Annotated in this window: 21 protein-coding genes, 1 tRNA gene and 4 pseudogenes; 15 read left to right on the forward strand and 11 right to left on the reverse strand. The window is 59.5% G+C overall.

All coding sequences use genetic code 11. The annotated features are described in order from the left end of the window. Window positions 1–397 precede the first annotated feature (397 nt). The 4 genes from AC0X69_RS23140 to AC0X69_RS23155 all read left to right on the forward strand — a co-directional run bounded on the left by AC0X69_RS23140 (window position 398) and on the right by AC0X69_RS23155 (window position 2,833). Window positions 398–1,471: a DUF1403 family protein gene (locus AC0X69_RS23140; RefSeq protein ID WP_482614084.1), complete on the forward strand. Its 1,074-nt coding sequence runs from the start codon at window positions 398–400 to the stop codon at window positions 1,469–1,471. Between the two features lie 68 nt (window positions 1,472–1,539). After that, window positions 1,540–2,235: an SMC-Scp complex subunit ScpB gene (scpB, locus tag AC0X69_RS23145; protein ID WP_482614086.1), complete on the forward strand. Its 696-nt coding sequence runs from the start codon at window positions 1,540–1,542 to the stop codon at window positions 2,233–2,235. After that, window positions 2,203–2,317: transfer RNA gene (locus AC0X69_RS23150), tRNA-Glu, on the forward strand. The genes scpB and AC0X69_RS23150 overlap by 33 nt, the downstream gene beginning before the upstream one ends. 222 nt (window positions 2,318–2,539) lie before the next feature. Continuing rightward, entirely contained in the window at window positions 2,540–2,833 is a 294-nt protein-coding gene (locus AC0X69_RS23155) for a hypothetical protein (protein WP_482614088.1), read from the forward strand. Here AC0X69_RS23155 and AC0X69_RS23160 read toward each other — a convergent pair. The 5 genes and pseudogenes from AC0X69_RS23160 to AC0X69_RS23180 all read right to left on the reverse strand — a co-directional run bounded on the left by AC0X69_RS23160 (window position 2,830) and on the right by AC0X69_RS23180 (window position 4,513). Then, window positions 2,830–3,276 (reverse strand): recombinase family protein, encoded by a 447-nt coding sequence (locus AC0X69_RS23160; protein WP_482614090.1) that lies wholly within the window; start codon window positions 3,274–3,276, stop codon window positions 2,830–2,832. The genes AC0X69_RS23155 and AC0X69_RS23160 overlap by 4 nt on opposite strands. Beyond that, entirely contained in the window at window positions 3,161–3,625 is a 465-nt protein-coding gene (locus AC0X69_RS23165; protein WP_482614170.1) for a recombinase family protein, read from the reverse strand. Before AC0X69_RS23165 ends, AC0X69_RS23160 begins: the two co-directional genes overlap by 116 nt. 133 nt (window positions 3,626–3,758) lie before the next feature. Continuing rightward, window positions 3,759–3,911 (reverse strand): annotated as a pseudogene (locus AC0X69_RS23170) (recombinase family protein); the annotation flags it as partial. A 27-nt stretch (window positions 3,912–3,938) separates the two neighbouring features. Then, window positions 3,939–4,100, reverse strand: coding sequence for a hypothetical protein (locus AC0X69_RS23175; RefSeq protein ID WP_482614092.1), 162 nt, complete (start codon window positions 4,098–4,100; stop codon window positions 3,939–3,941). Beyond that, on the reverse strand, window positions 4,097–4,513 hold the full coding sequence (locus AC0X69_RS23180; protein ID WP_482614180.1) for a hypothetical protein: 417 nt from the start codon (window positions 4,511–4,513) through the stop codon (window positions 4,097–4,099). The genes AC0X69_RS23175 and AC0X69_RS23180 overlap by 4 nt, the downstream gene beginning before the upstream one ends. Between AC0X69_RS23180 and AC0X69_RS23185 the strand changes: the two genes are divergently transcribed. Further along, on the forward strand, window positions 4,479–4,859 hold the full coding sequence (locus tag AC0X69_RS23185; RefSeq protein ID WP_482614172.1) for an integration host factor subunit alpha: 381 nt from the start codon (window positions 4,479–4,481) through the stop codon (window positions 4,857–4,859). The genes AC0X69_RS23180 and AC0X69_RS23185 overlap by 35 nt on opposite strands. Here AC0X69_RS23185 and AC0X69_RS23190 read toward each other — a convergent pair. Further along, window positions 4,821–5,419, reverse strand: a pseudogene (locus tag AC0X69_RS23190) (DUF3363 domain-containing protein). The gene AC0X69_RS23185 and the pseudogene AC0X69_RS23190 sit on opposite strands and share 39 nt — an antisense overlap. Further along, on the reverse strand, window positions 5,329–6,525 hold the full coding sequence (locus AC0X69_RS23195; protein ID WP_482614094.1) for a DUF3363 domain-containing protein: 1,197 nt from the start codon (window positions 6,523–6,525) through the stop codon (window positions 5,329–5,331). Before AC0X69_RS23195 ends, AC0X69_RS23190 begins: the two are co-directional and overlap by 91 nt. Before the next feature lie 192 nt (window positions 6,526–6,717). Between AC0X69_RS23195 and AC0X69_RS23200 the strand changes: the two are divergent. From AC0X69_RS23200 to AC0X69_RS23220, 5 genes and pseudogenes are all read left to right on the forward strand, one after another. Continuing rightward, window positions 6,718–6,846 (forward strand): annotated as a pseudogene (locus AC0X69_RS23200) (IS66 family transposase); the annotation flags it as partial. A gap of 384 nt (window positions 6,847–7,230) precedes the next feature. Beyond that, a complete protein-coding gene (locus tag AC0X69_RS23205; protein WP_482614095.1) occupies window positions 7,231–7,419 on the forward strand; it encodes a hypothetical protein in 189 nt (62 codons plus the stop codon). Window positions 7,420–7,927: 508 nt separating this feature from the next. Then, window positions 7,928–11,251: an efflux RND transporter permease subunit gene (locus tag AC0X69_RS23210; RefSeq protein ID WP_482614096.1), complete on the forward strand. Its 3,324-nt coding sequence runs from the start codon at window positions 7,928–7,930 to the stop codon at window positions 11,249–11,251. Next, entirely contained in the window at window positions 11,251–12,453 is a 1,203-nt protein-coding gene (locus tag AC0X69_RS23215; RefSeq protein ID WP_482614097.1) for an efflux RND transporter periplasmic adaptor subunit, read from the forward strand. Before AC0X69_RS23210 ends, AC0X69_RS23215 begins: the two co-directional genes overlap by 1 nt. Before the next feature lie 127 nt (window positions 12,454–12,580). Further along, a complete protein-coding gene (locus AC0X69_RS23220; protein WP_482614098.1) occupies window positions 12,581–14,161 on the forward strand; it encodes an efflux transporter outer membrane subunit in 1,581 nt (526 codons plus the stop codon). Here AC0X69_RS23220 and AC0X69_RS23225 read toward each other — a convergent pair. Together AC0X69_RS23225 and AC0X69_RS23230 are read right to left on the reverse strand one after the other, a co-directional pair. Next, window positions 14,158–14,924, reverse strand: a protein-coding gene (locus AC0X69_RS23225; RefSeq protein ID WP_482614099.1) for an IS5 family transposase whose coding sequence is annotated in 2 segments (ribosomal slippage) — window positions 14,158–14,612 and window positions 14,612–14,924 — 768 coding nt in all. Because the reading frame shifts where the segments join, the coding sequence is not laid out codon by codon here. The genes AC0X69_RS23220 and AC0X69_RS23225 overlap by 4 nt on opposite strands. 288 nt (window positions 14,925–15,212) lie before the next feature. Further along, the gene (locus AC0X69_RS23230; RefSeq protein ID WP_482614100.1) at window positions 15,213–15,362 is read right to left on the reverse strand and encodes a hypothetical protein; all 150 of its coding nucleotides are present in this window, start codon (window positions 15,360–15,362) and stop codon (window positions 15,213–15,215) included. A gap of 268 nt (window positions 15,363–15,630) precedes the next feature. On the opposite strand from AC0X69_RS23230, the pseudogene tnpA reads away from it, so the two are divergent. From tnpA to AC0X69_RS23245, 3 genes and pseudogenes are all read left to right on the forward strand, one after another. Then, window positions 15,631–15,970 (forward strand): annotated as a pseudogene (gene tnpA, locus AC0X69_RS23235) (IS200/IS605 family transposase). A 707-nt stretch (window positions 15,971–16,677) separates the two neighbouring features. Continuing rightward, window positions 16,678–16,953 carry a PsiF family protein gene (locus tag AC0X69_RS23240; protein WP_482614101.1) on the forward strand — a complete coding sequence of 92 codons (276 nt, stop codon included), beginning with the start codon at window positions 16,678–16,680 and terminating at the stop codon, window positions 16,951–16,953. A 174-nt stretch (window positions 16,954–17,127) separates the two neighbouring features. Further along, window positions 17,128–17,307, forward strand: coding sequence for a hypothetical protein (locus AC0X69_RS23245; RefSeq protein WP_482614102.1), 180 nt, complete (start codon window positions 17,128–17,130; stop codon window positions 17,305–17,307). Window positions 17,308–17,317: 10 nt separating this feature from the next. Here AC0X69_RS23245 and AC0X69_RS23250 read toward each other — a convergent pair whose 3' ends face one another. Together AC0X69_RS23250 and AC0X69_RS23255 are read right to left on the reverse strand one after the other, a co-directional pair. After that, window positions 17,318–17,674: a hypothetical protein gene (locus AC0X69_RS23250; protein WP_482614103.1), complete on the reverse strand. Its 357-nt coding sequence runs from the start codon at window positions 17,672–17,674 to the stop codon at window positions 17,318–17,320. Window positions 17,675–17,847: 173 nt separating this feature from the next. Beyond that, window positions 17,848–17,979, reverse strand: a complete 132-nt coding sequence (locus AC0X69_RS23255) for a hypothetical protein (protein ID WP_482614105.1) — start codon at window positions 17,977–17,979, stop codon at window positions 17,848–17,850. A gap of 64 nt (window positions 17,980–18,043) precedes the next feature. Between AC0X69_RS23255 and istA the strand changes: the two genes are divergently transcribed. Together istA and istB are read left to right on the forward strand one after the other, a co-directional pair. Then, entirely contained in the window at window positions 18,044–19,309 is a 1,266-nt protein-coding gene (gene istA / locus AC0X69_RS23260) for an IS21 family transposase (RefSeq protein WP_482609828.1), read from the forward strand. Then, window positions 19,306–20,172, forward strand: a complete 867-nt coding sequence (gene istB, locus AC0X69_RS23265) for an IS21-like element helper ATPase IstB (RefSeq protein ID WP_482608716.1) — start codon at window positions 19,306–19,308, stop codon at window positions 20,170–20,172. The genes istA and istB overlap by 4 nt, the downstream gene beginning before the upstream one ends. Window positions 20,173–20,763 lie beyond the last annotated feature (591 nt).

Below are 20,763 nucleotides of genomic sequence, written 5' to 3' on the forward strand. Positions count from 1 at the left end.
TGACTGGACTCCAAGTCATTGAAACCTCGGCGGTGTGCTTGACCGACATTGAGTGGATTTAGGCCTATTTGCTGGAATTTTTCACCCTTAATCGTTGGACCGAGGTTCTCGGGCGCATCTTGGGCTTTCGAACGCCGACTGCCCAGTCTTCGGATGTTTCAGCTGGGCGCCGCCCCGCGCCATTCGAGCGGAAAAAATCCGACGCCTCGCCGGGCTGATCGGGACCGATTTCGATCGTTATCGCCCGCCGCCGTGGGGATCTCGAATCATGTCCGATAAGCCCACATTATCGGACATAGACGCGAGACGACAAGAGCGGCGGATGCGTCACGAATTTTAAGCATAATGCGCCGTCGTGACTTGTCGCCGGAGTCGTTGAGGGGGTACGATTCCGCCCATGTTCGACGCTGATTCGCCTGACTCATTTGCGCTTGATCCCGCGTTGGCCGCGCCGCCGCGGCGCGGCCGTAAAAGCCGGGCGCTTGCGCAACAGGTGCAGGAAATTCAGCCGCTTCCACGCTGGACAAGGTTCGACGAGCGCGCCCGCGACGATCCCAAAACGGCGTTCTTTCTCGCCGGCGCCAACCTTCTCGCCCTCGACCAGATGTTGCGCTCCGGCGCTGATGTTTCGAGCGCCGGCAAAAATGGCGGCGAACATTGTTTCGCCGGCGTCTTGCGCCAGCGCCGGGCGCTGAAAGCCGCCGCGACATGCGCGCGGCTCGCTCGATGTCGCGAGGACGAGAGCGCCTTACGCGACGCCGAGCATTTGAGCGCCCATGGCGAAACCAGTCCTGCTGGCCGCATTCATCGGCTATGGCGGCTATTTGCGACGCGCGCCGTGAAATTCGACGTCGCGACTTTGTCGCTCGCCGCCGAACATGTCGGCGCGCCGAGCGACTTGGACGCGCTGGCGCTCGCTGAGGCGCTGCGCGAGGCTGTCACAAGCGCCGTCAATCCTCTCGCCGCGGCGGCGCGCGCGAGCCAGGCGGCGGCGGCTTATTTGACGGCCCTTCCGGCGATCGACGCCGAAATCTTCGCGCTCTGGATCGCGGACGTCGCGCTGGCGCAAAAGCTCGCCTGGCGTTCGCCGATGCCGCTGTTGGCGACAGCGATCGCTCACTCGGCATTGCGCCGTGGCCCAAACGGCCGTCGACCCCGTTTGGGCGATTGCGACTGGTTGACCGGACTCGCTGGCGCCTATGCGCTCGCCGCCTCTGAGGCGATCGATCTCGCTGGCGCATTGTCACGCCAAACGCAAAAACTTTTCGATGTGGCGCCGAAACTGCGGGCAAAAGGCGCATCGCGGGTGATCGAAATGTTGCTTCAAGATGATTGCGTTTCCCCTGCGCGTGCGGCGAAGCGGGCGAAGCTCTCCGATCGCGCCGCGCGGCGGCTGTTTGATCGTCTGATCGAACTTAGGGCAGTGCGCGAATTGTCTGGGCGCGCCAATTTCCGCCTTTATGGATTGTAGCTGTTGCAGGTGACGCGCGTACGAATTGGATGAAGAAACGCAATAACGCTTTATGTGAGGCCGAGATCATGGGTCGTCCGAAAAGGTGTGAAATATACGACGACTTCGATCCGGTTCTGACCGACCTTCCAGAACCTGCGCGCTGGCGAGAATGGATGGGGCGGGTTGAAGCGGTGATTTTCGCGGCGCGAAATCCTGTGCCGCGCGAGGCGCTGGCAAGACTGGTTGGTTCGTCCTGCAATCTTGATGACCTGATCGCCGACATCCGCGAAGATTTACGCGCGAGACCTTATGAGCTGGTCTTCGTCGCCGGGGGCTATCAATTGCGCACCAAGCCACGTTTCGCGCCGGCGATCCGAGCGGCGAGCGGCGACGATTTGCGCCATGCCGGCGCGCCCGAATTGACGCCGACCGAGATTTTGGCCGTGACCGCGATCGCCTATCTGCAGCCCGCGACCCGCAGAGACTTATCCCGCCTTGCTGGGCGGGAGATTAGCCGCGACGTGATTGGCGCACTTAAACGTCATGGTCTGATCGAGGGAGCCCTTCGCGCGCCAGAACCGGGCGCGCCCTTCGCCTATGTGACGACGCGGAAGTTTCTGGAGGTGTTTGGGCTGGCGACTCTGCGCGATCTTCCGGATATCGAACGGCTCGAAGACGAAGGCTTCTTGGAGATGCCAAAGTCGGAGGCCGACCTCGACGCCATTGTTTTCGCCGGAGAGGAGAATCTCGCGGATAGCGACGCCGAGGAGCGTTGGGGATGACCGACGAAAGGAATCTTTTTGGATTCCCGCTGTTCGCCCTTTCACGACGAAAACAGGGGTTCGAATCCCCTTGGGCGCGCCATTTGCGTATAAAACTGCGAACACTCCTGCCGATTTGTTCTCCGGCGATGACGGCCTGTTCGAGGCTGGCCTTTGAGCCGTGAATGCGGATGACTTTGTCGTCGACCTCAGTGGCGTCGACGATTGAACGCAGATTGGCTTTCCGGAACGTCGTGTCGCCGGTGGTTATCCGCTCCCGCATGAAGGTGCCGAAGCGCTCGACCTGATCCGCGTCCAACGTGAGGTGAGGCGCAAGCTGAACCTTGATGCGCTCCAAGGCTGCCTTGGCGCGGTCGCGGTTCGATTTGAGCGCGGCAAGCCGGTCCGCCAGCGTCTCGTCGATATCCGTCACGCCATCCTCGACCAGTATATAGGGACGGCGCAGCTTGTCGTCGGTCTGCGCGATCTCTTGTTGCAGGACGCGCGCCCGCACCTGGACTTCGGCGTCGCTCGATGCTCGCTTTTCGGCCAGCGAGGTCAGAAGACCCACCAATCGGTTTGGGCCGAGCAACCGGTCGGCGAGATGACTCGTCACTAGCCCGTCGAGACGGTCCATGGCGATGGATCGGCCTTTGCAGCCGTCTTGCCGATCCGCGCGGCTGTCGAGCACGAATAATAGCGATGCACCTTGCCGGATTTTGACGTTCCGGTGCGCAACGTCATCGCCCCGCCGCATGTCGCGCAGTGCGCCAGGCCTGTGAGGAGGATCGGTCCCGTGACAACGCGCGGCGGTAGAATGCGCGGATCGCGGGCTTTCAGGTTCCCCTGAGCCCTATCGAAAACCAGCTGTTCGATGATCGCCGGAACCGCAACTTCGATGATCTCGCCAGTCGGCTTGGTTCTCCCGGTCTTGGCTTCCCGCTGGTTAAATCGCCAGCGTCCGGCGTAGACGGGGTTGGTCAGTATCTTGTGGACCGAAGCGACGCCGAAGCGCGCGCCAAGCCGTGTCCGTAGCCCTCGCGCATTCAGCGCCTTGGTCACCTCCTTGACGCCCATCGGCCCCTTGCCGCTCCCCTTCGAGATAGAGGCGATAAATCAGCCGCACCGTCTCGGCTTCGACAGGGTCGATGACGAGCTTCTTCTTGGAGCGGTGGCCGTGTCGGTCGACCTCGCTCAGCGCATAGCCGAGCGGGAGGCGCGAGCCATTGTAGAAGCCCTGACGGGCGTTCTCCTTCATGGCGCGGAGCACATGCTTGCCGTTCTCCCGGCTCTGATATTCGTCGAACAGGGCGATGACCTGCCGCATCATCACCTGCGCCGGATCGTCGCCAAGCTCCTGCATGATGGAGACGAGTCGCACGCCATGCTTGGCGAGCTTGCGGACATACATCTCCAGGCCGAACGCGTCGCGGAAAAAGCGGGAGAAGGAATGGACGTACGATCGTATCAATTGGATGGTCGTCGTCGCAGGCGCGCTCGATCATGCGCTGAAACTCTGGCCGATTGTCGTCCATGGCTGAGGCGCCTGGCTCGACATATTCCGCGACGACGCGCCAACCTTGCCGCGCGCAATAGGCGCTCGTCTGTGCCTGCTGATCAGGAATGGACAGATCGACCTCCGCCTGTCGCGTGGTTGAAACCCGCAAATAGAGAGCGGCGCGGAGAGGGTCGGTCATGTGGAGCTCCCAGGCTCGATCGAAAGCTCAATGACGCGGTCGAAGAAAGGCGTCGAGCACGTCGCCGAGAAACATCTCCAACACATCGACTTCGGCCGCGGAAACGGGAATATCTTCGGGCCAATCGTCGGTGACGGCGATTTCGTCTGCCGCGTCGATCGCTTTCGAAGCCGAATCATACCGCCTCATTCCGCGAACGCCATCGCCATTTGCGTTCCCGCCGGCGGAAACTTGTTGATGCGCGCGAGGAGGATGAGCCATTCCGAAACCTTGGCGGCGCATCGTCGCCAGTTGAACGGCCCAATTCTTAGACACAGCGCCGAAGCGTAGTTTGGAGAAGAAGTAGAAGTGCCCGCCAACGACAGCGGGGCTTCGATCCTTCGCGGCGGCGTCATGGCGGCTGGGAACGCGCGCGTTGAAGGCCGCAACGATCGGATTCTCGCAAGTTGCGGGACCGAAAAAGAGCGAATAATCATTAGGTTTTCGGCAAAATCATCGCGGTGGAGCGTGGCCATGAGCGTTTTTGGAGGCGAGCGTGCAAGGTTTGGATCAACAGCCGGCGTTCGCATGCCGAAGGAAAGCGACGGCGTGCGCACTTTCACACGACACGATTTGCGGGCGGCGATTTATCATTGTTGCCCGAGGCTGTCCCGCGCCGAGGCTTGCAAGATTTTCGATGAGACCTTCGATGAACTGGCCGACGCGCTTGTTCGCGGCGAACCGGTCAAGCTGCGCAATTTTGGAACGTTCAACCTCCGCGCCAAGCGACAGCGCACCGGACGCAACCCCAAGACCGGGACGGAGGCGGTGATAAGCGCTCGCAGGGTCGTGACCTTTCACCCGTCGCCGGCGCTTCTCACGCGAATGAATCAAGAATCCGCCGACTGCTTCCCAATTGAGCAACGATGGTCAAAGTCCAATTCCCCGCGCCCGGGTAAAGTCCCATGAGATTCCGGAATCGCACGCGACGCCGCTGATCTGGCGGCCGAGGCGTTCGTCCATAACGGGCCGCCAGGGGACGAGAGTGAACTCGTAGGCGTTCTCGATGATCGCATATTTGCCGGAGACGACATTGGTCGTGCCGGTGAAGACGCCCGAGACGCGCTCGCCTTTCGCCTTCATTCTGAACGCCGCTTGTTTGTCCGCGGCTATGGATTTGCCGACGCGTTCGATCTCGCTCCTCTCCAGTCGAGCGACCAGGTCTCCCGGCGCGCGGACGACGTTATCCGGCGTACGCCGGGCGTAGCCCATTTCGACCAGCATCTCTCTGCGTTGTTTCATCGCCTGGTCGACCTCGGCCCCAAATCCGGCGCGCACGATTGGCGCGCGGTTGGATGATGTCATCTCGCGGTCGAGCCAAGTGGCCCGTTGGCGTCGATCTGAGATTCGAGGTCGAGACTGGAAAGCACGCGCAGCGTCATGCGGCCGCGCCGCTGGGCGTCATAGTCTGCGGCGCGCGTTTCGTAGTCGGGTGGTAGACGCCAATGGTCGGCGTCGATTCGCTCCACGATCCCCGCTCTCGGCGCAGCGCTTCCAGCCTTCGGACATGGCTTTCGACATAGGCGTTATAGTCGCCGCCCGGAACGCGGACTCGGCCCGCCTCCGCCATGATCCGGTGAACGCTCGGCCGATACTCGCCTGAGGCGCCAGCAAGTTCAGTGATGTTACGGTCGGCCGGTCGCGGTCCGGCGGGCGTAGGGGCGATCTCCACGATCGATCCAATGGACGCTTCCTCGGCGACATTGGCCATCGCCTCGGAGCCGAGCACAATATGGTGGACGCGCCCGTCAAGGCCATCAACGACGAGGCCAAGTCGCTCGCCAAGCTCGTCGGTCAGCCGCTTGTCGATCACGCTACCAGTGATCCTGGTTTTGGCCTCTTCGCCGTGAAGGGAATAGCTTTCCAGCGCACGCTCGTCGCCACGCGCCTTCAGAGCCCGGCTGATCGCCTTGACGATGTCGCCACGCTCGCCGAGTTCGCGCAGCGTCGGCTCCAACTGGTCGGACAGTTTCCAGACGCCTGGCTCACTCTCCGTGGCGAGGCGATAGCGCGCCAGCATCTGCAATCTGCCGATGCGCAGCGCCCGATCGAAATCGGCGCGGACCTGACCCGTCTCCGGCCGCAGGTCGAGGATTCCGTCTCCCACCTCGGCGAGCATGGCTCGATCAATCCGGGTAAAGCGCTCAGCTGTGATTTCTGCCGTGAGGTTTGATCGGAGTTTGAGGTCGGTCTCCGGTCCCAATTCGAGCGTCGCCAACTCCTGCGCGCGCAGACGGACGCCATCCGTGATGTAGTCCTGCGCGATGATCAGATCCTTGCCGGTCTGATCCTTGCCCCGGACGACGACATGGCTGTGCGGATGGCCGGTGTTGAAGTGGTCGACTCCGACCCAGTCGAGCTTCGTTCCGAGGTCAGCCTCCATTTGCTTCAACACGTCATGGGTGAAGGCGCGAAGGTCGGAAAGCTGATCGCCGTCTTCGGGCGCGACGATGAATCGGAACTGATGCTGATCCTCGCGCGCCTGCTCAAGAAACGAGCGCCCATCCGCGACGTTAGTCTCCGATCCGTAAAGTCTTCCCTTTTCTCCTTCCCGGTCGGTCCCGTCGCGCTGCAACTAGCGCAGATGCGCGTCGGCTGCCTTGCTCCCGAGTTTCAGACGGACAATCCGCGCCTTGACGACGACGCGGCGCATCCGCTCGCTCGGCCCGCGTCCCTCTGCCGCCAGCTTCAATCGATCGGCCGCTGCCTGCCCTCGACCAATGCGGCAACATCTCCCTTTCCGGGGTCGACCCGACGCGCCATCGTGGCGACGCCGGCGCTGCTCGCCCAGGCGCTAATCTCCAAATATTGCGACCACACACCGCTTTATCGTCAATCGCAAATCTTCGCACGGCACGGCGTCGATCTCAGCCGTTCGACGCTGGCCAGATGGATAGTTGGCGTCAGACTTGCGGTGATACACCACCGCGCAAACGCAGGGCGCGAAGAAGAGAGTCGAGAAGGCCGCGACAGTGAGGCCGCCGATCACGGCGCGCCCGAGCGGCACTTTCCAATGCTGCAAGTAGCGCGTCGCCATGCAGTTCCAGTCGCCCGCGGGCGTAGGACGCAAACAGAATCAACTTCGGCGTCGCCGTGTTGATGCACAGTGCGAGATGTCCGACTTCGGCGAGCTTAACGACAATGTGCGCCGCACCACACATGTGTCCGCGATGCAACAAATCAGAAAAGATACAGTCATAATGCGTCGCAGCAGAGCCATTATCACATTATCCTATGAGCAAAGTTAGCAATCGGAATTTTGCCCACCGGAGATGAGAGCATGAAAACAGTGTTGGTCATCGCCTATCTGTTAGGCGGACAAGTCATCGACACGGAAACGCTTGATGCGAGCGACATGGAAGCGTGCAAGCTCACCAAGCAGATGGCGCTCGCGGAAAAAACGCCGATCACGACGCGATATGGCACGAACGTAAAAATTTCAGCTGAGTGCAAACTATTTCCGGTTTAGCCGAGCCGAGCGCAGCTAACTCGACGCTGTAATCATTGAGGGGTTTCGGCTGCCCTGTCCGTTCCCGCCAGGCTTGGATGCATGGCCCTGCCGCCGCTCAACCCTTGGAGCGGCTGCGGGGCGCAGACTCCCATGGCTGCAACGAAACGCCGGTCCCGCGTAGCTTCGCCCAGACTCTTTCCAGATACGTCTGTCGATGCGCGTACGACGCGGGAGGATTGCGCAAGCGCGTCGAACGAGACTGTCCTAACGCTCCAGCGGCGCATGCCTTTCTTCAAGCAACTCGACCAGCGCGACCCCATCGAGGGACAACCGACCCAGTAGATGTCGAAGCGCTTTGAGAGTTTGACGATCTTTTGGCTCGTCGAACCGTTTTTTACAAGCCTGGACAGGCAACCGATGCCATAAAAAACTTAAACCTACACATTACAGCAACATCGTTTAACGATATTCTGGTTATATAGGTATTGAATATCTATGCCGGCTCGACGCTCGACGGAGGTGCACAGTGAATAGTGTCGTCGTTATCGCCTTGAGACGTCCTTATACGTTTGTGGTTCTTTCGATCTGCATCGTTCTTTTCGGGATAATGACGATTTTCAAGACTCCGACAGACGTTTTCCCAAACATTAGAATACCTGTCGTTTCCGTGGTGTGGTCCTATGCTGGCTTGCTCCCATCGGAAGTCTCAGGCCGTATTACCTATTATTTCGAACGGGCGCTGACCTCGAACGTCGAGGGCATTCAGCGCCTTGAGAGCCAATCCTATTACGGCTCCAGCATTATCAATGTTTATCTGCAACCTGGCATCGATATCGCCGCCGCCGAAGCGGATATCGTATCGGTTGCTCAAACGGTGACAACTCAGCTTCCTCCCGATATTTCGCCGCCGTTGGTGATGCGGCTTGAGGCTTCATCAGTGCCTGTCGCAATGCTAAAAGTAACAGCGGAAAATCTCACGCCGGCTGACCTTTATAATTTGGCGAAGAATAAAATCCGTCCGTTTCTCGTCACGATCGAGGGAGCAATCCTACCGCACCCTTACGGCGGCCAGGACAAACAGCTGCTGGTCTCGCTTGACCAACAAAAGCTTCTCGCCCGCAAACTTACTGCGACGGACGTGCATGAAGCGCTTCGCAACCAAAGCATTGTTCTCCCAGCCGGCGACGTTAAGATCGATTCGACCGACTTTTTGGTTCAAACCAACGCCACGCCCCTCGAGGTCGAGCATTTCAATAACATTCCCATTAAGCGCGTTGGCAACGCCACCGTTTACATTCGTGACGTAGCGGATGTTCGACTGGGTGGGCCTCCCCAAATAAATGCCGTCCTCGTCGATGGCATGCAGTCAGTACTTATTGTCGTCATGAAAAGCGGGGAGGCCTCGACCCTGGACGTTGTCGAAGGCATTAGAAAGGCGATTCCCCGCATCGAAGAGATTGCTCCACCCGGCGTGAAGGTCGAATTGCTTAACGACGCTTCAGTCTTTGTGAAAGACTCAATATACGACGTGCTGAAAGAGATGGCGCTCGCCTCTGCCTTGACTGGTCTCGTTGTGTTGCTCTTTCTCGGGTCATGGCGTGCCACGGTAATCATCGCAACGTCGATCCCTCTTTCCATTCTTTCGGCGATTATTTGCTTGCACATGGCAGGTCAAACGATCAACGTTATGACGCTCGGCGGTTTGGCGCTGGCGGTCGGCATTCTCGTCGACGACGCCACCGTCATGATCGAAAACATCGACACTCACATCGAAATGGGAAAGCCTTTAGAGGTGGCGATTATCGACGCCGCCAATCAAATTGTGATACCAACCTTCGTATCGACCCTCTGCATTGTTATTGTCTGGTTGCCTCTGTTCGAGCTAACGGGCGTCGCTGGTTGGCTGTTCACGCCGATGGCCGAGGCGGTGATGTTCGCGATGATCGCGTCGTTCATTCTGTCGCGCACATTGGTGCCGACGATGGCGAAATATCTTCTTGTCGACCATGGCGCCCCGCATGCCGCCGATGCTGGAGAGGAAGATAAGGATGAGCTCGTCCTGGCGCTGACCCGTCAACGAAAGTTTCCGACCGCGGCGGAAATCGAAGCTCTCGCCAATAGCGACGCGGAACGCAGCGCTTTAGAGGGGGATGGGGGATTGTCCCACTTCGCAGTTCCTCTCCCTGAGGTGGATCAGCGGTTACATGAACACAAAGGATTCTTGGGGCGAATTCAGGAAGGTTTCGAACGCGGATTCCAAAAGATGCGCGAGCGCTACTCCGAGCAGCTCCGCAGCACGCTACAAAATCGCCGGCGGTTCGTCGCAATATTCCTCGCCGCGGCGGTGGCGTCGATTGGATTGTTCTTCACCAATGGCCAGGAGTTCTTCCCAGAAATCAGGTCTGGCACTCTCCAGATGCATGCGCGATTTCCGCTTGGCTCGCGAATGGAGGTCACCGGACGAAGGGTGTCGCTTGTTGCCGATGACATCGAGCAGCTACTGCCAGGACAAGTCGAAAGCATTGTGAGCAACTGCGGCTTGCCGGTCGGTCCGCACAATCTTGCGTTCATTCCGACGCCGACGATTGGTCCGCAGGATTGCGATATGACCATTTCATTGAAGAATGAAACATCACCGGTGTGGGACTATCGAAAAATCCTCCGCAAGGAACTGTCGCAACGTTATCCTGGATCAGACTTTACATTTCAGCCGGCGGATCTGACGGCGAAGATATTGAATTTCGGCTCGCCATCCCCAATCGACGTCCATATCAACGGCGGCGACGCCTTCGAGAGTTATGAATTCGCACGCAAGATGGCCGGTAGACTCCGCAAAATCAATGGTGCCTCTGATGTCGTTATCCAGCAAACCATGCGAACGCCGACGCTTCTCGTGGAGGGCAACAGAAGTCTCGGACTTGGCATTGAGCTGACCGAAAAGGACATTGCCGACAATCTGCTGATGACTCTCTCTGGCAGCCAACAGGTCGATCAAGTGTTTTGGCTCGATCAGAAGAGCGGCAACTCCTATCAGATCAACGTCTATACACCGCAATATCAGATGACGAAGGTCCAGAACTTGCTGACGATTCCGGTCGACAAAGGAGATTTGGATGGGTCAAAAATGCAGCTGCTTGGCAGCGCCGCTTCTTTGTCCGTCAAAGGAACGCCAGGCGTAGTTTCACATTCGAACATCATGCCGCTCTTCAACATATACGTATCCGCCGAGACGCGCGACCTCGGAGGGGTTCTGGCCGATGTGAAAAAAATCGCGTCTGAAATGGAGAACGAGAGACCCAGGGGAGTCGCCATCGAGGTCCATGGGCAAGCCGAATTGATGCATTCCGCATATCTCGAGCTGATTGGCGGTCTTGTGGCGTCGATTTTGCTTATTTACCTGCTGATCGTCGTCAATTTCCAGTCGTGGCTCGATCCTTTCATCATCATCACGGCGCTGCCCGGCGCGCTCGCCGGAATTGCCTGGTCGTTGTTTTTGACGCACACGAATATTTCGGTTCCGGCGCTGACGGGAGCCATCATGTGCATGGGGACGGCGACGGCGAATTCGATCCTCGTGGTGTCCTACGCCCGCGAGCGACTCGAATTGCATGATGACGCGCTGGTTGCGGCGCTGGAGGCCGGCTACGCGCGCATTCGTCCGGTCATCATGACGGCTTCAGCGATGATTATCGGCATGCTGCCGATGTCGATGGCCAACTCACAAAACGCGCCGCTCGGGCGCGCCGTGATTGGCGGACTCACTGTCGCGACCTTCGCGACTCTCTTCTTCGTCCCCTGCGTCTACGCGATGGTTTATCATCGTCACTCGAACAAGACCGAGAACCTCTGATGAAAGCGGATCGGCTGCGTATCGCGAATGTGAAGACCAACTTGCGGGGAACCGTTTGGGCTGCACTGTCGGCTTTTGTGCTTTTCGTCGCCTATGAATTTTACGCGCGTCATCATACGTCGACGCTGCTGCAGCAGGAGACGCTGGAAAATGCGATCCCCACGGTCGCGGTGGTGAATCCCCAGCCTGGGTCGCCCACCGAAACGATCGTCCTTCCGGGCAACATTGAAGCTTGGTTCCAGGCGCCGATTTACGCGCAGGTCTCGGGCTATGTGAAAATGTGGTATAAGGATTACGGGGCGAAGGTGAAGAAGGGCGACATCCTCGCCGAAATCAATACGCCGACGCTCGACGCGCAATTTTCTCAAGCCAAGGCGTCATTGGAAGCACAGCGCGCCCAGTACAACCTCGCCGTCGTGTCGGCGCAGCGCTGGGTCGCCTTGCGGAAGTCGCATGCGGTTTCCGAACAGTCCATCTCCATCCAAGAGGCGAATGAGAAAAAAGCAAAGGCGGATCTCGAGGCCGCCGAGCACAACGTTACTAGTTTCGTCGCTCAGCTCCAATTCAAGACCATCGTCGCGCCCTACGATGGCGTCGTAACCTCGCGCAATATAAATGTCGGCGACTACATCAATAAGGAAGGCAACATCAGCGACCGCAGCGCGGTCACCAATCTGTTCTCGGTTGCCGACATCCACAAGATGCGTCTCTTCATCTCGGTGCCGGAAGCGTTTGGCCAACTGCTGAAGCCCGGCCTAACGGCGGATGTCACCGTTCCCCAATTCGCCAATCGCCAATTCAAGGCCGAATTTCTCACGGTCGCCGGCGGTTTTGATCCCAATACGCGCACGGCGGTTACGGAATTCACGATCGACAATGAAGACAAATCGCTCTGGCCAGGGTCCTATGCATCCGTTACCCTTACCGTTTCACTGGACGCTAAAAATCTGACGATTCCATCGAGTGCGCTCGTTTTTCAAGAGCTTGGCGCGCAAGCGGCGATTGTTGGAGAAGACGACCGCGTTCACTTTAAACCGATCAAAATCGTCAGGGTGCTCGACGGCAGAATAGAGATTTCGGGAGGGCTTTCAAAAACTGATCGGCTGATCAGCAATCCAAGCGCTGCATTGCTCGAGGGCGACAAGGTGCGGATCGTTCAACCGGCGAACGGCTATGAGATCAATCCGGCGGACCTCAACTGAGGTCTCGGCCGAGTGCGCGAATCGTCGAAGGGCGCATGCTCGCGCAAGAGAGAGATTGACCAAGATTTTAGGGCCCTTCGCCCCGGTCGTTGGTTTGGAGAGACGAGCGCCTCAAACGAGGGATTAGATGCGTCGTAGATCGAGAAAAAAATTCGGGCGCTGCGTTTCGCTTGTTTCCGCTTCGATCCTGTCCGGCTGTAACGCCCTGCCCGGCGTCGACCTCGCCCCGGCGTACGAACCGCCGGAACTCGTCGTGCCTGCGTCCTGGCATGGCTCCAGCCCGTTCGTCGAGGCCCGCCCCTCGGATGCGGAGATACGCACGGACTGGTGGAAACTTTTTCGCGAGCCAGTCCTCGACAGGCTGGAAATGCAGGCGATGGCCGCCAATCCCGACTTGCAGGCGGCGGCCGAACGCTTCGTGCAGGCGCGCGACATCATGATGAAGGCGCAGTCGCGGCTTTTTCCTCGACTAGGTCTCGGATTTGGCGGCTCCGACAACAAACAATCGGAAAATGCGCTGTTTCGCGCGCCCGACTCGCCGATTCATGACGTCTCGGTTTCGGATGTCGGAATTGCCTCTTGGGAGCCGGATTTTTGGTACGCGATTCGCAACGAAACGCGCGCCCAGACCTATCGCGCCGAGCGGCGCGCCGCCGAATTTGCGCTGGCGCGTTTGAGCCTGCAAGCGGAAATCGCGTCTAACTATTTTACGCTGCGCGGTTACGACGCCCAGGTCGCGACCTATAAGCAGTCCATCGACTATTACAGGAAGTCGCTCACGATCGTGAACGAGCAGTTCGAGGGCAAGATCGCCTCCGAGCTCGATGTGGCGCGCGCCAAGGCGCTTCTTACCGGCACCGAAGCGGAGCTCCTCCAAATCCAAGGCGAGCGCGAAGTCGTCGAGCATGCGCTCGCCATTCTGGTCAACACGGCGCCGGCTAGTTTTAAAGTGGGCGCCGCCGGCGTCTTTAAAATCACGCCCTTGAGAATCCCTCAGAAGATCCCGTCGACTCTGCTCGAGCGACGTCCTGACATCGCCGCGGCGGAGCGTGAAATGGCGCAGGCGAACCGGGAAATCGGCATCGCCCGCGCCGCGTTTTTCCCCAAGGTCGAATTCCGGCTCGACGGAGGCTTCGAGGATCATGCGATGAACCTCCTTAAGCTGACTAACAGCTTCTGGTCCTATGGGTCGATGATCTCGCTTCCCGTTTTCGAGGGAGGCCTGCGCCGCGCGCAATTGCAGCAGTCTTGGTCTGTCTATCGAGAGCGAGAGGACAAATACCGATCGACAGTGCTGAACGCCTTCAGAGAGGTTGAGAATGGCCTGAGTTTGACCAGGCGTCTGAGCGCCGCGGCCAAGAAGCTCGACGAAACAGTGGCCGCGAATCTCCAGACTCAAAATCTTACGATGGATCTCTATCGCGGCGGGCTGGGCACCAGCCTTGAACTCATCTACGCGCAAGTGGCGACGCTCACCGCGCGTATCGACGCCATTAAAGTGAAGACGCGACTGATTACGTCGTCTGTCGAACTCGTTCGCGCTCTGGGCGGGGGATGGAATCGTGGGGAATTGCCGACGGACGTCGAAATCGAACCTTTCGGCCCGCTCCAATATCAATATCTCTCCACGCCCCTGCCTGCGGGCGGGATCGCCGTTCCCCCGCAAAACTACCCGGAAGACAATAATCTCAATCGACCGCCAACTTAGGACGTAGACTCATTATCGCGTAGCCAGACGCGGACGGCGACGAGCTTGAGAGCAGCGAGGAAGTTCTCGGCGGTTTTGTCGTATCTCGTGGCGATGCGGCGATAGTGCTTGATCTTGTTGAAGAAGCGCTCGACGAGATTGCGGGCCTTATATAGATGCTTCGAAAAGCAGATCGGGTCTTTGCGGTTGGACTTGGGCGGGATATTGGCCCAGGCGCCGCGCGCGGTCGCTGCGTCGCGCAGCATATTGGCGTCGTAGCCTTTGTCGGCCAGCAGCATGGCGTCCTTGGGCAAATCGGCGATCATTTCCGGCGCACTTTCGATGTCGCTCTTTTGCCCGGCCGTGAGTTTGAGTTTCAGCGGTCGGCCCTTCTTGTCGACGAGCGCGTGGATTTTCGTTGTGAGGCCGCCTCGCGAACGCCCCAGACATCGATCTCGATCCCCCTTTTTGCCGTCGCGCCCTGCTGATGAACACGAACGACGGAGGTATCGATCATCTGCACATCGCCATCATGCGCCTTTACGATGGCATCCATCAGGCGATCCCAGACGCCAGCCTTCCGCCATCGGTTGAAGCGATTGTAGATCGTCGTGCGCGGGCCGTAGCGCTCCGGCAAGTCGCCCCAGGGCGCGCCCGAGCGCAGCACCCAGAAAATGCCGTTGAGAACCCGCCGGTCGTCGACACGCGGAACGCCGCGCGGCTTGTTGGGAAGATGCGGCTTGATCGCTTTCCACTCGAAATCCGTGAGCTCATAACGGGCCATGGCGAAAGCTCCTTCAAGGAGCTTGAATCACGCCACCGTCGATTCGGGAATCCCGGTCGCCCCGTTTATGAGTTCACGTCCTAAGAGCGCGGCTCGAGAAAAGGCGGAACCAATTTTTTGAACGGAGGGCGAATTGTAGGGCGTCAGGGCCTTTGAAACAGATGGCTGGGCGATTTAGCGGACGGCACGGCTCATCTGACGATCGAGTTTATGCGGCAGTCATTTGATGTTGCAAGCGTCGATTTTGGATTGAGCTGCGTTTGATCCTTTCTCGTTCGCGCAGGATTGTTAGGTCGCGTCCGAAGTAGACGTCTGCGGGGTGAGATTGCTCAGTCTCTCGTGATAACGGCGATAGATCCCGATCGAGGCGATCACCGGGGGTGACGACGCGGCGTGGCCTTCGCGGTCGAGTTCATCTTTCGCAAGCGAAATTCTCAACGAGGGTCTTTGGGAGCCCCAAGCTGAACAATGCCATAGGTTTGGCGTGCCAGCATAACTAAACCGTAAGGGAGTTCTCCCGGCTTTGCCGGGGTGGCAGTAGCAGTTTGACGATTTCGGCAATCCACCGTCGACGATTCCAGTCGTGAGCCGCCAAGCACACGATGAGGAAATTCGACGATGGACGAGTATGAAAGCTTAAGTCCCACACGGTGGGACTGCAAATACCACGTTGTGTTCATTCCCAGATGCCGCAGGAAGGCGCTGTATGGCGAATTGCGGCGCCACCTTGGGGCAGGTGTTCAAGAAACTGGCCGCGCAGGAGGAGAGTCGGATCGAGGAGGGGCATTTGATGCCCGATCATGTGCACATGATGATTGCGATCCAACCGAAATATGCGGTGTCTCAGGTCGTCGGTTACATCAAGGGCAAGAGCGCGATCCATTTGGCGCGGGTTTACGCGGAACGCCGCCGCAGTGGGTCAGCATTTTTGGGCGCGGGGATATTTCGTCTCGACCGTCGGTCGAGACGAAGAGGTGATCCGGGAATATATCCGCAACCAGGAAGTTGAAGATGCGCGTCTGGAGCAGTTGAACCTGTGGCGATGACGCTGCAGCCGCCTTTAGGCGGCCAATAAAAATTGGGGTCGCGTTAGCGCCCCCGCAGCCGCTTTGAGCGGCTCACATCATAAAGCCCCCGGCTTTGCCGGGGGATACTTACTTGATTTAGCGTTATTTCTATACAATTGCCTGAAACAGCAATTCGAGGCGGTTGCAGGCCCCCGTAACCATTTGACCACGCGAGCGTGCCATAGAGTTTTGTCGCCATCCAAAAATCAAAGCACTATTTCAATTAGATAGGTGTTCGCACCTTTATCCCGGTCGGCGCGCCAACAAAATCAATAAGTTACAATAATGGACTGCGCCGAAGGCCTTCTCGTGCCCAACATTTGCCCGATAAGCGTTGCTGGTCGCCTGCAAACGACAACGTATCTCCGTGACAATTTCCGCCTATCGTCTGAGCGTTAAGAGATTGAACGGTGTCGCTGGCTCATCCACGGTCGCCTAAATGGCGAGGTGCGATAAAATCTGTCGGCCGCGCCATCGCTAGCAGCACCGCCGTTTGGTAAGCGGACGGCAAGCAGAACCGGCGATTTGGCTCGCTCTGCGGACGAATTTGCCTAGGCACGCTTCGGAACATGGATAGGCCCGATTTGGGAAGGTATTTGCATTTGACGCCATTGGGATCGCTTCTCTGGCAGCCCCTTCTATGATTGTTCCAGCTATGAATTTGCGCACTCTTTCAGGAGGACAACATGCTCAAAGGGATTTTGACTGCTGCGATCTTCTTCGCTGGCTCCGCGGCTGCCTTCGCTCAAACCGCGCCGGCTGCTCCGGACTGCGCCGCCCGGGCGACGGAAAAGAAGCTGCACGGCGCGGCGCTGAATAGCTTCATGAAAAAATGCGAGAGGGACGCCGCTGCTTCTTCCTGCGACGCCGCTGCTGTTGAAAAGAAACTGCATGGCGCCGCGAAGACGAGTTTCACGAAGAAGTGCGTCAAGGACGCGACAGCGAAGCCGAGCGCTCAATAACCCTGGCGCTCGGGCGCAGGCGACGCTGATCCGACGTTGGTTGCGCCGGGATAGAGCGCGAGACCGATTTTTCAAGGAAAATTGTGGAACGAAACCGCGGCGCATCGGTTAGCGCCTTTGGCGGGCAGCGGAGAAAAAACACGGGGCGGGACATGATGAAAGAACTACGGCCAGATGAATGGCATTGCGTGGCTTGCGCGTGAGTTTCAAGAGCAATCAGCCGCCGCTTCGCTCCATATCGGTAAGCAGCTGCAATTTAAGCTCGCCAACATTACGTCCGAGCCGTTGCCGGTTGAGCTTCAGCTGTTGTTGGGCGAATTAGAAGCTAAGACTTCACGCAGTCAGCTGGACTGAGGCCTGATCGTCAATGGTCGCGTCGAACGTAGCCGACATAAAAGCAGCTTGTCATAATGGCGTAGATTGCTTCGTCCGTATCTACCTGATCGGACATGATCGAAGCCGACCCATCCTCGCAACCGCTGCAGTCAAAAATCAGATAGCCGTCTGAGTCTCGATCTGCGGCGAATGGCGTGAAGATGTAGTCGCGAGCCGTCTTGCCCAAGCTCTGGTCCAGAAAGCGCGCCGCGCAGGCGGCCTGGCCCGCGGTATCATCGTCAAACTGGTCGACGATCGCGGCCCAATTTCGCGCATGCGGCCCGAGAGTCGACGTGTCGCCGGAAACTCGATTGCTCGTTCGGTCGACGAGAACAAGGCGCTTCATCGCGCGCGTCTCCAGGAATCTCCGCCGGCAGAAAGTTAGCCTTTAGGGCGACCGATCGCCAGCTCAAATTTCACGGGCTCAGTGGCTACGCTTGTGTCATAATCGTCACCGCCCAACACGTTACGATTGGCAGGATAATCAGGGGACGACATGGCGCAAAAGAGCGCATCCGTCTACCCGCCGCGCCAGAGCGCATAGGCGAAGGTGACCAGGAAGGGCATGAAGTGTGAGTGCCGGTCGTAAACTCCCCAAATGTGCCGATTGAAAAATCCCCAGTTTTCGTGACGCCCGGCCTTCCAGGGCATGCCCTGGAAGGCCGGGCGGCGCCGACTCGCCGATGCTGCTCCCCTTGGCGGAAGGGAGGGCTCGGTGATCAAACTCGGGGAAATTGTCATGATCCTGGAATTACATCGTCAGGGCGTCTCTGTGTCCGCGATCGCGCGCCAGCTCGGAATCGACCGGAAGACCGTCCGCAAGCACATCGCCGCGGGGCTGACGGCGCCCAGCTACAAGGCGCGGCCGCCGCGCGAACGCGCGATCGCAACTTTCGAGGCCTATCTGCGGGAGCGCCTCGTCGCCTATCCGGCGCTGAGCGGCCGCCGGCTATGGCGAGAGATCAAGGATCGCGGATATGCCGGCGGCTACACTGCGGTCACCGACTTCCTGCGCGAACTTCGGCCGCCGCGCTCGAAAGGCTTCGAGGTGCGCTTCGAGACGCCGCCTGGCGAACAGGCTCAGGTCGACTTCGCCCGCTTCGATGTCGAGTTCCTCGACGAGCTCGGCGTCAAGCGGATCGTCTGGCTCTTTTCCATGGTCCTGGGGCATTCCCGCTTCATCTGGGCGCGCTTCGTCCTGCACCAGGATATGCAAAGCGTCCTACGCTGCCATATGGCCGCCTTCGAGGCGCTCGGCGGCGTCCCGCGCGAGATCCTCTACGATCGCATGAAGACGGCCGTTATCGGGGAAGACCCGGATGGCCTCGTTGTCTACAATCGCGCGCTACTGGATCTGGCGCGCCATTACGGCTTTCAGCCGCGCGCCTGCAAACCCTACCGCGCCAAAACGAAGGGCAAGGTTGAGCGGCCCTTCCGCTACATCCGGGAAGACTTTTTCCTCGGCGGCGCCTTCCGCAATCTTGATGACCTGAACGCCCAGCTCCGAATCTGGCTCGATACGATCGCCAATCCGAGGGTCCACGCCACGACCAGGCGCGTCGTCGATGAGGCTTTCGCCGAAGAGAAGGCGTCGCTCAAGCCGGTGCCGTCGACGCCCTATCAGGCGGTGCTTCGGCTCGAGCGGCGCGCGTCGCATGAAGGCATGGTCAGCGTCGGCGGCAATCTCTACAGCGTCCCGGACACGACCCGGCGACGCGTCCTTGATGTCCATGTCTTCGCCGACGCCATCCGCATCTTCGAGGACGGCGAATTGATCGCCGCCCATGCGCCGCTCGAAGGCCGCGGCGAAAAACGTCTCGATCCGGCGCATCGCAGAATGCCGTTGCAAGCGTATCGTCGCCGGCCGCCCGACGCATTGCCGTCCCTCATGCTGCGCGCCGGCGATCACGCCGCGAGACGCCCGCTGGCCTTCTATGACGCGGTGGGGCGCCGGCTGGCGATGCAGGGAGGCTCACGATGAATGCAACGCCCTCCGCCGTCATCGACCGCGTCAAACGCAATCTCGTCGGCCTGAGAATGCCGCGCGCCCTCGAAATCCTCGACATCACCCTGCGCGGCATCGAGCGTGGCGAGACTACGGCGCTCGACGCGCTCGACATTCTGCTCACCGAAGAACTGACGCTACGCGAGAACCGCCGCGTCCGGATGGCGCTCCAGATGGCGCGCCTGTCCGCCGTCAAGACGCTCGCCGGCTTCGACTTCGCCTTCCAGCCGTCGCTCGACAAGAGCCGCGTCATGGCGCTCGCCGAATTGCAGTTCATCGATCGCGCCGAAGCGGTTCATCTCATCGGACCGCCCGGCACAGGCAAAACCCATCTCAGCCTGGCGCTCGGCGTCGAGGCGGTTAAAGCCGGCCGCAGCGTCTACTTCGCCTGCCTCGCCGACATCATCGCAACATTGGCCAAGGCCGAACGCGAAGGGGCGCTGCGGGAGAAGATCCGTTACTTCTGCCGCTTCTCGCTGCTGATCGTCGACGAGATCGGCTATCTGCCGGTTACGCCCGGCGGCGGCAATCTGTTCTTCCAGCTCGTCAACGCCCGCTATGAAAGGGGCGCCATGATCCTCACCTCGAACCGCGGCTTCGCGGAATGGGGCGAGATCTTTGGCGATCCAGTCGTCGCCACGGCGCTCCTCGACCGTCTCCTGCATCACGCCGTCGTCTTCCAGATCGAAGGCTCGAGCTATCGCCTGCGCGAGCACGCCGACCTCTTGCCCGAACATGTTCGGACGAAAGCCAGCATCCAACCCGCGCCAATCCCGCCGACCCTGCGTCGTCGCGGACGCCCGCCAAAAAACGGAGGCGCCGATCAAGACCTCGGCTGATCGCCACGCCCGCCAACTGGGGAATTTTACTCCGGCGCTTCTGGGGAAATTAACATCGGCATTTACAATGAAGAGAGCCAGGCTCGGCCGGTCCTAGCGCTCGCGAAGCGGCCGCTTGCGCCACTCGCGCTCCGCATCACGGTCCCGGTTGTCTTGTCCGCGCCAGCCCATGAGCGCAGGCTAAACGAGTTCCTGGAGCGCGGGAAAAGATGGCGCCGACGGCCCACGCCCTGCCCCTGCGCATCCGCAAGACCGCTGAGTCCTTAGTCGTAGAGGATGCCGGTGGAGTGGCGCTGGCCTCCGTCTACTTCGAAGAGGATCCGAGCCGCGCGGCTTAGTCAATCGGCTTGCCGGTGCCGACGCTAAGACCGTCGCGAGGGCGCTGACGGCGGAGGCGAAGCGTTGATGGCGTGGATCCGGCGCCGTGGACGCCGGCGTGACAAAGCCCGGGCGTCGCCGGTCGAGCGGCTGAAGGATCTGCGGAAGGCGGGAGGCCGTCGAACCTCAGGCCAACAGGCAATGAGAAGCCGTAGGAGACGCATCCCCCAAAATGCCCTATCTTCAACGGTATCGCCGAGACTTTGAAATCAA

Source organism: Methylocystis sp. Uni0008, from assembly GCF_056838045.1.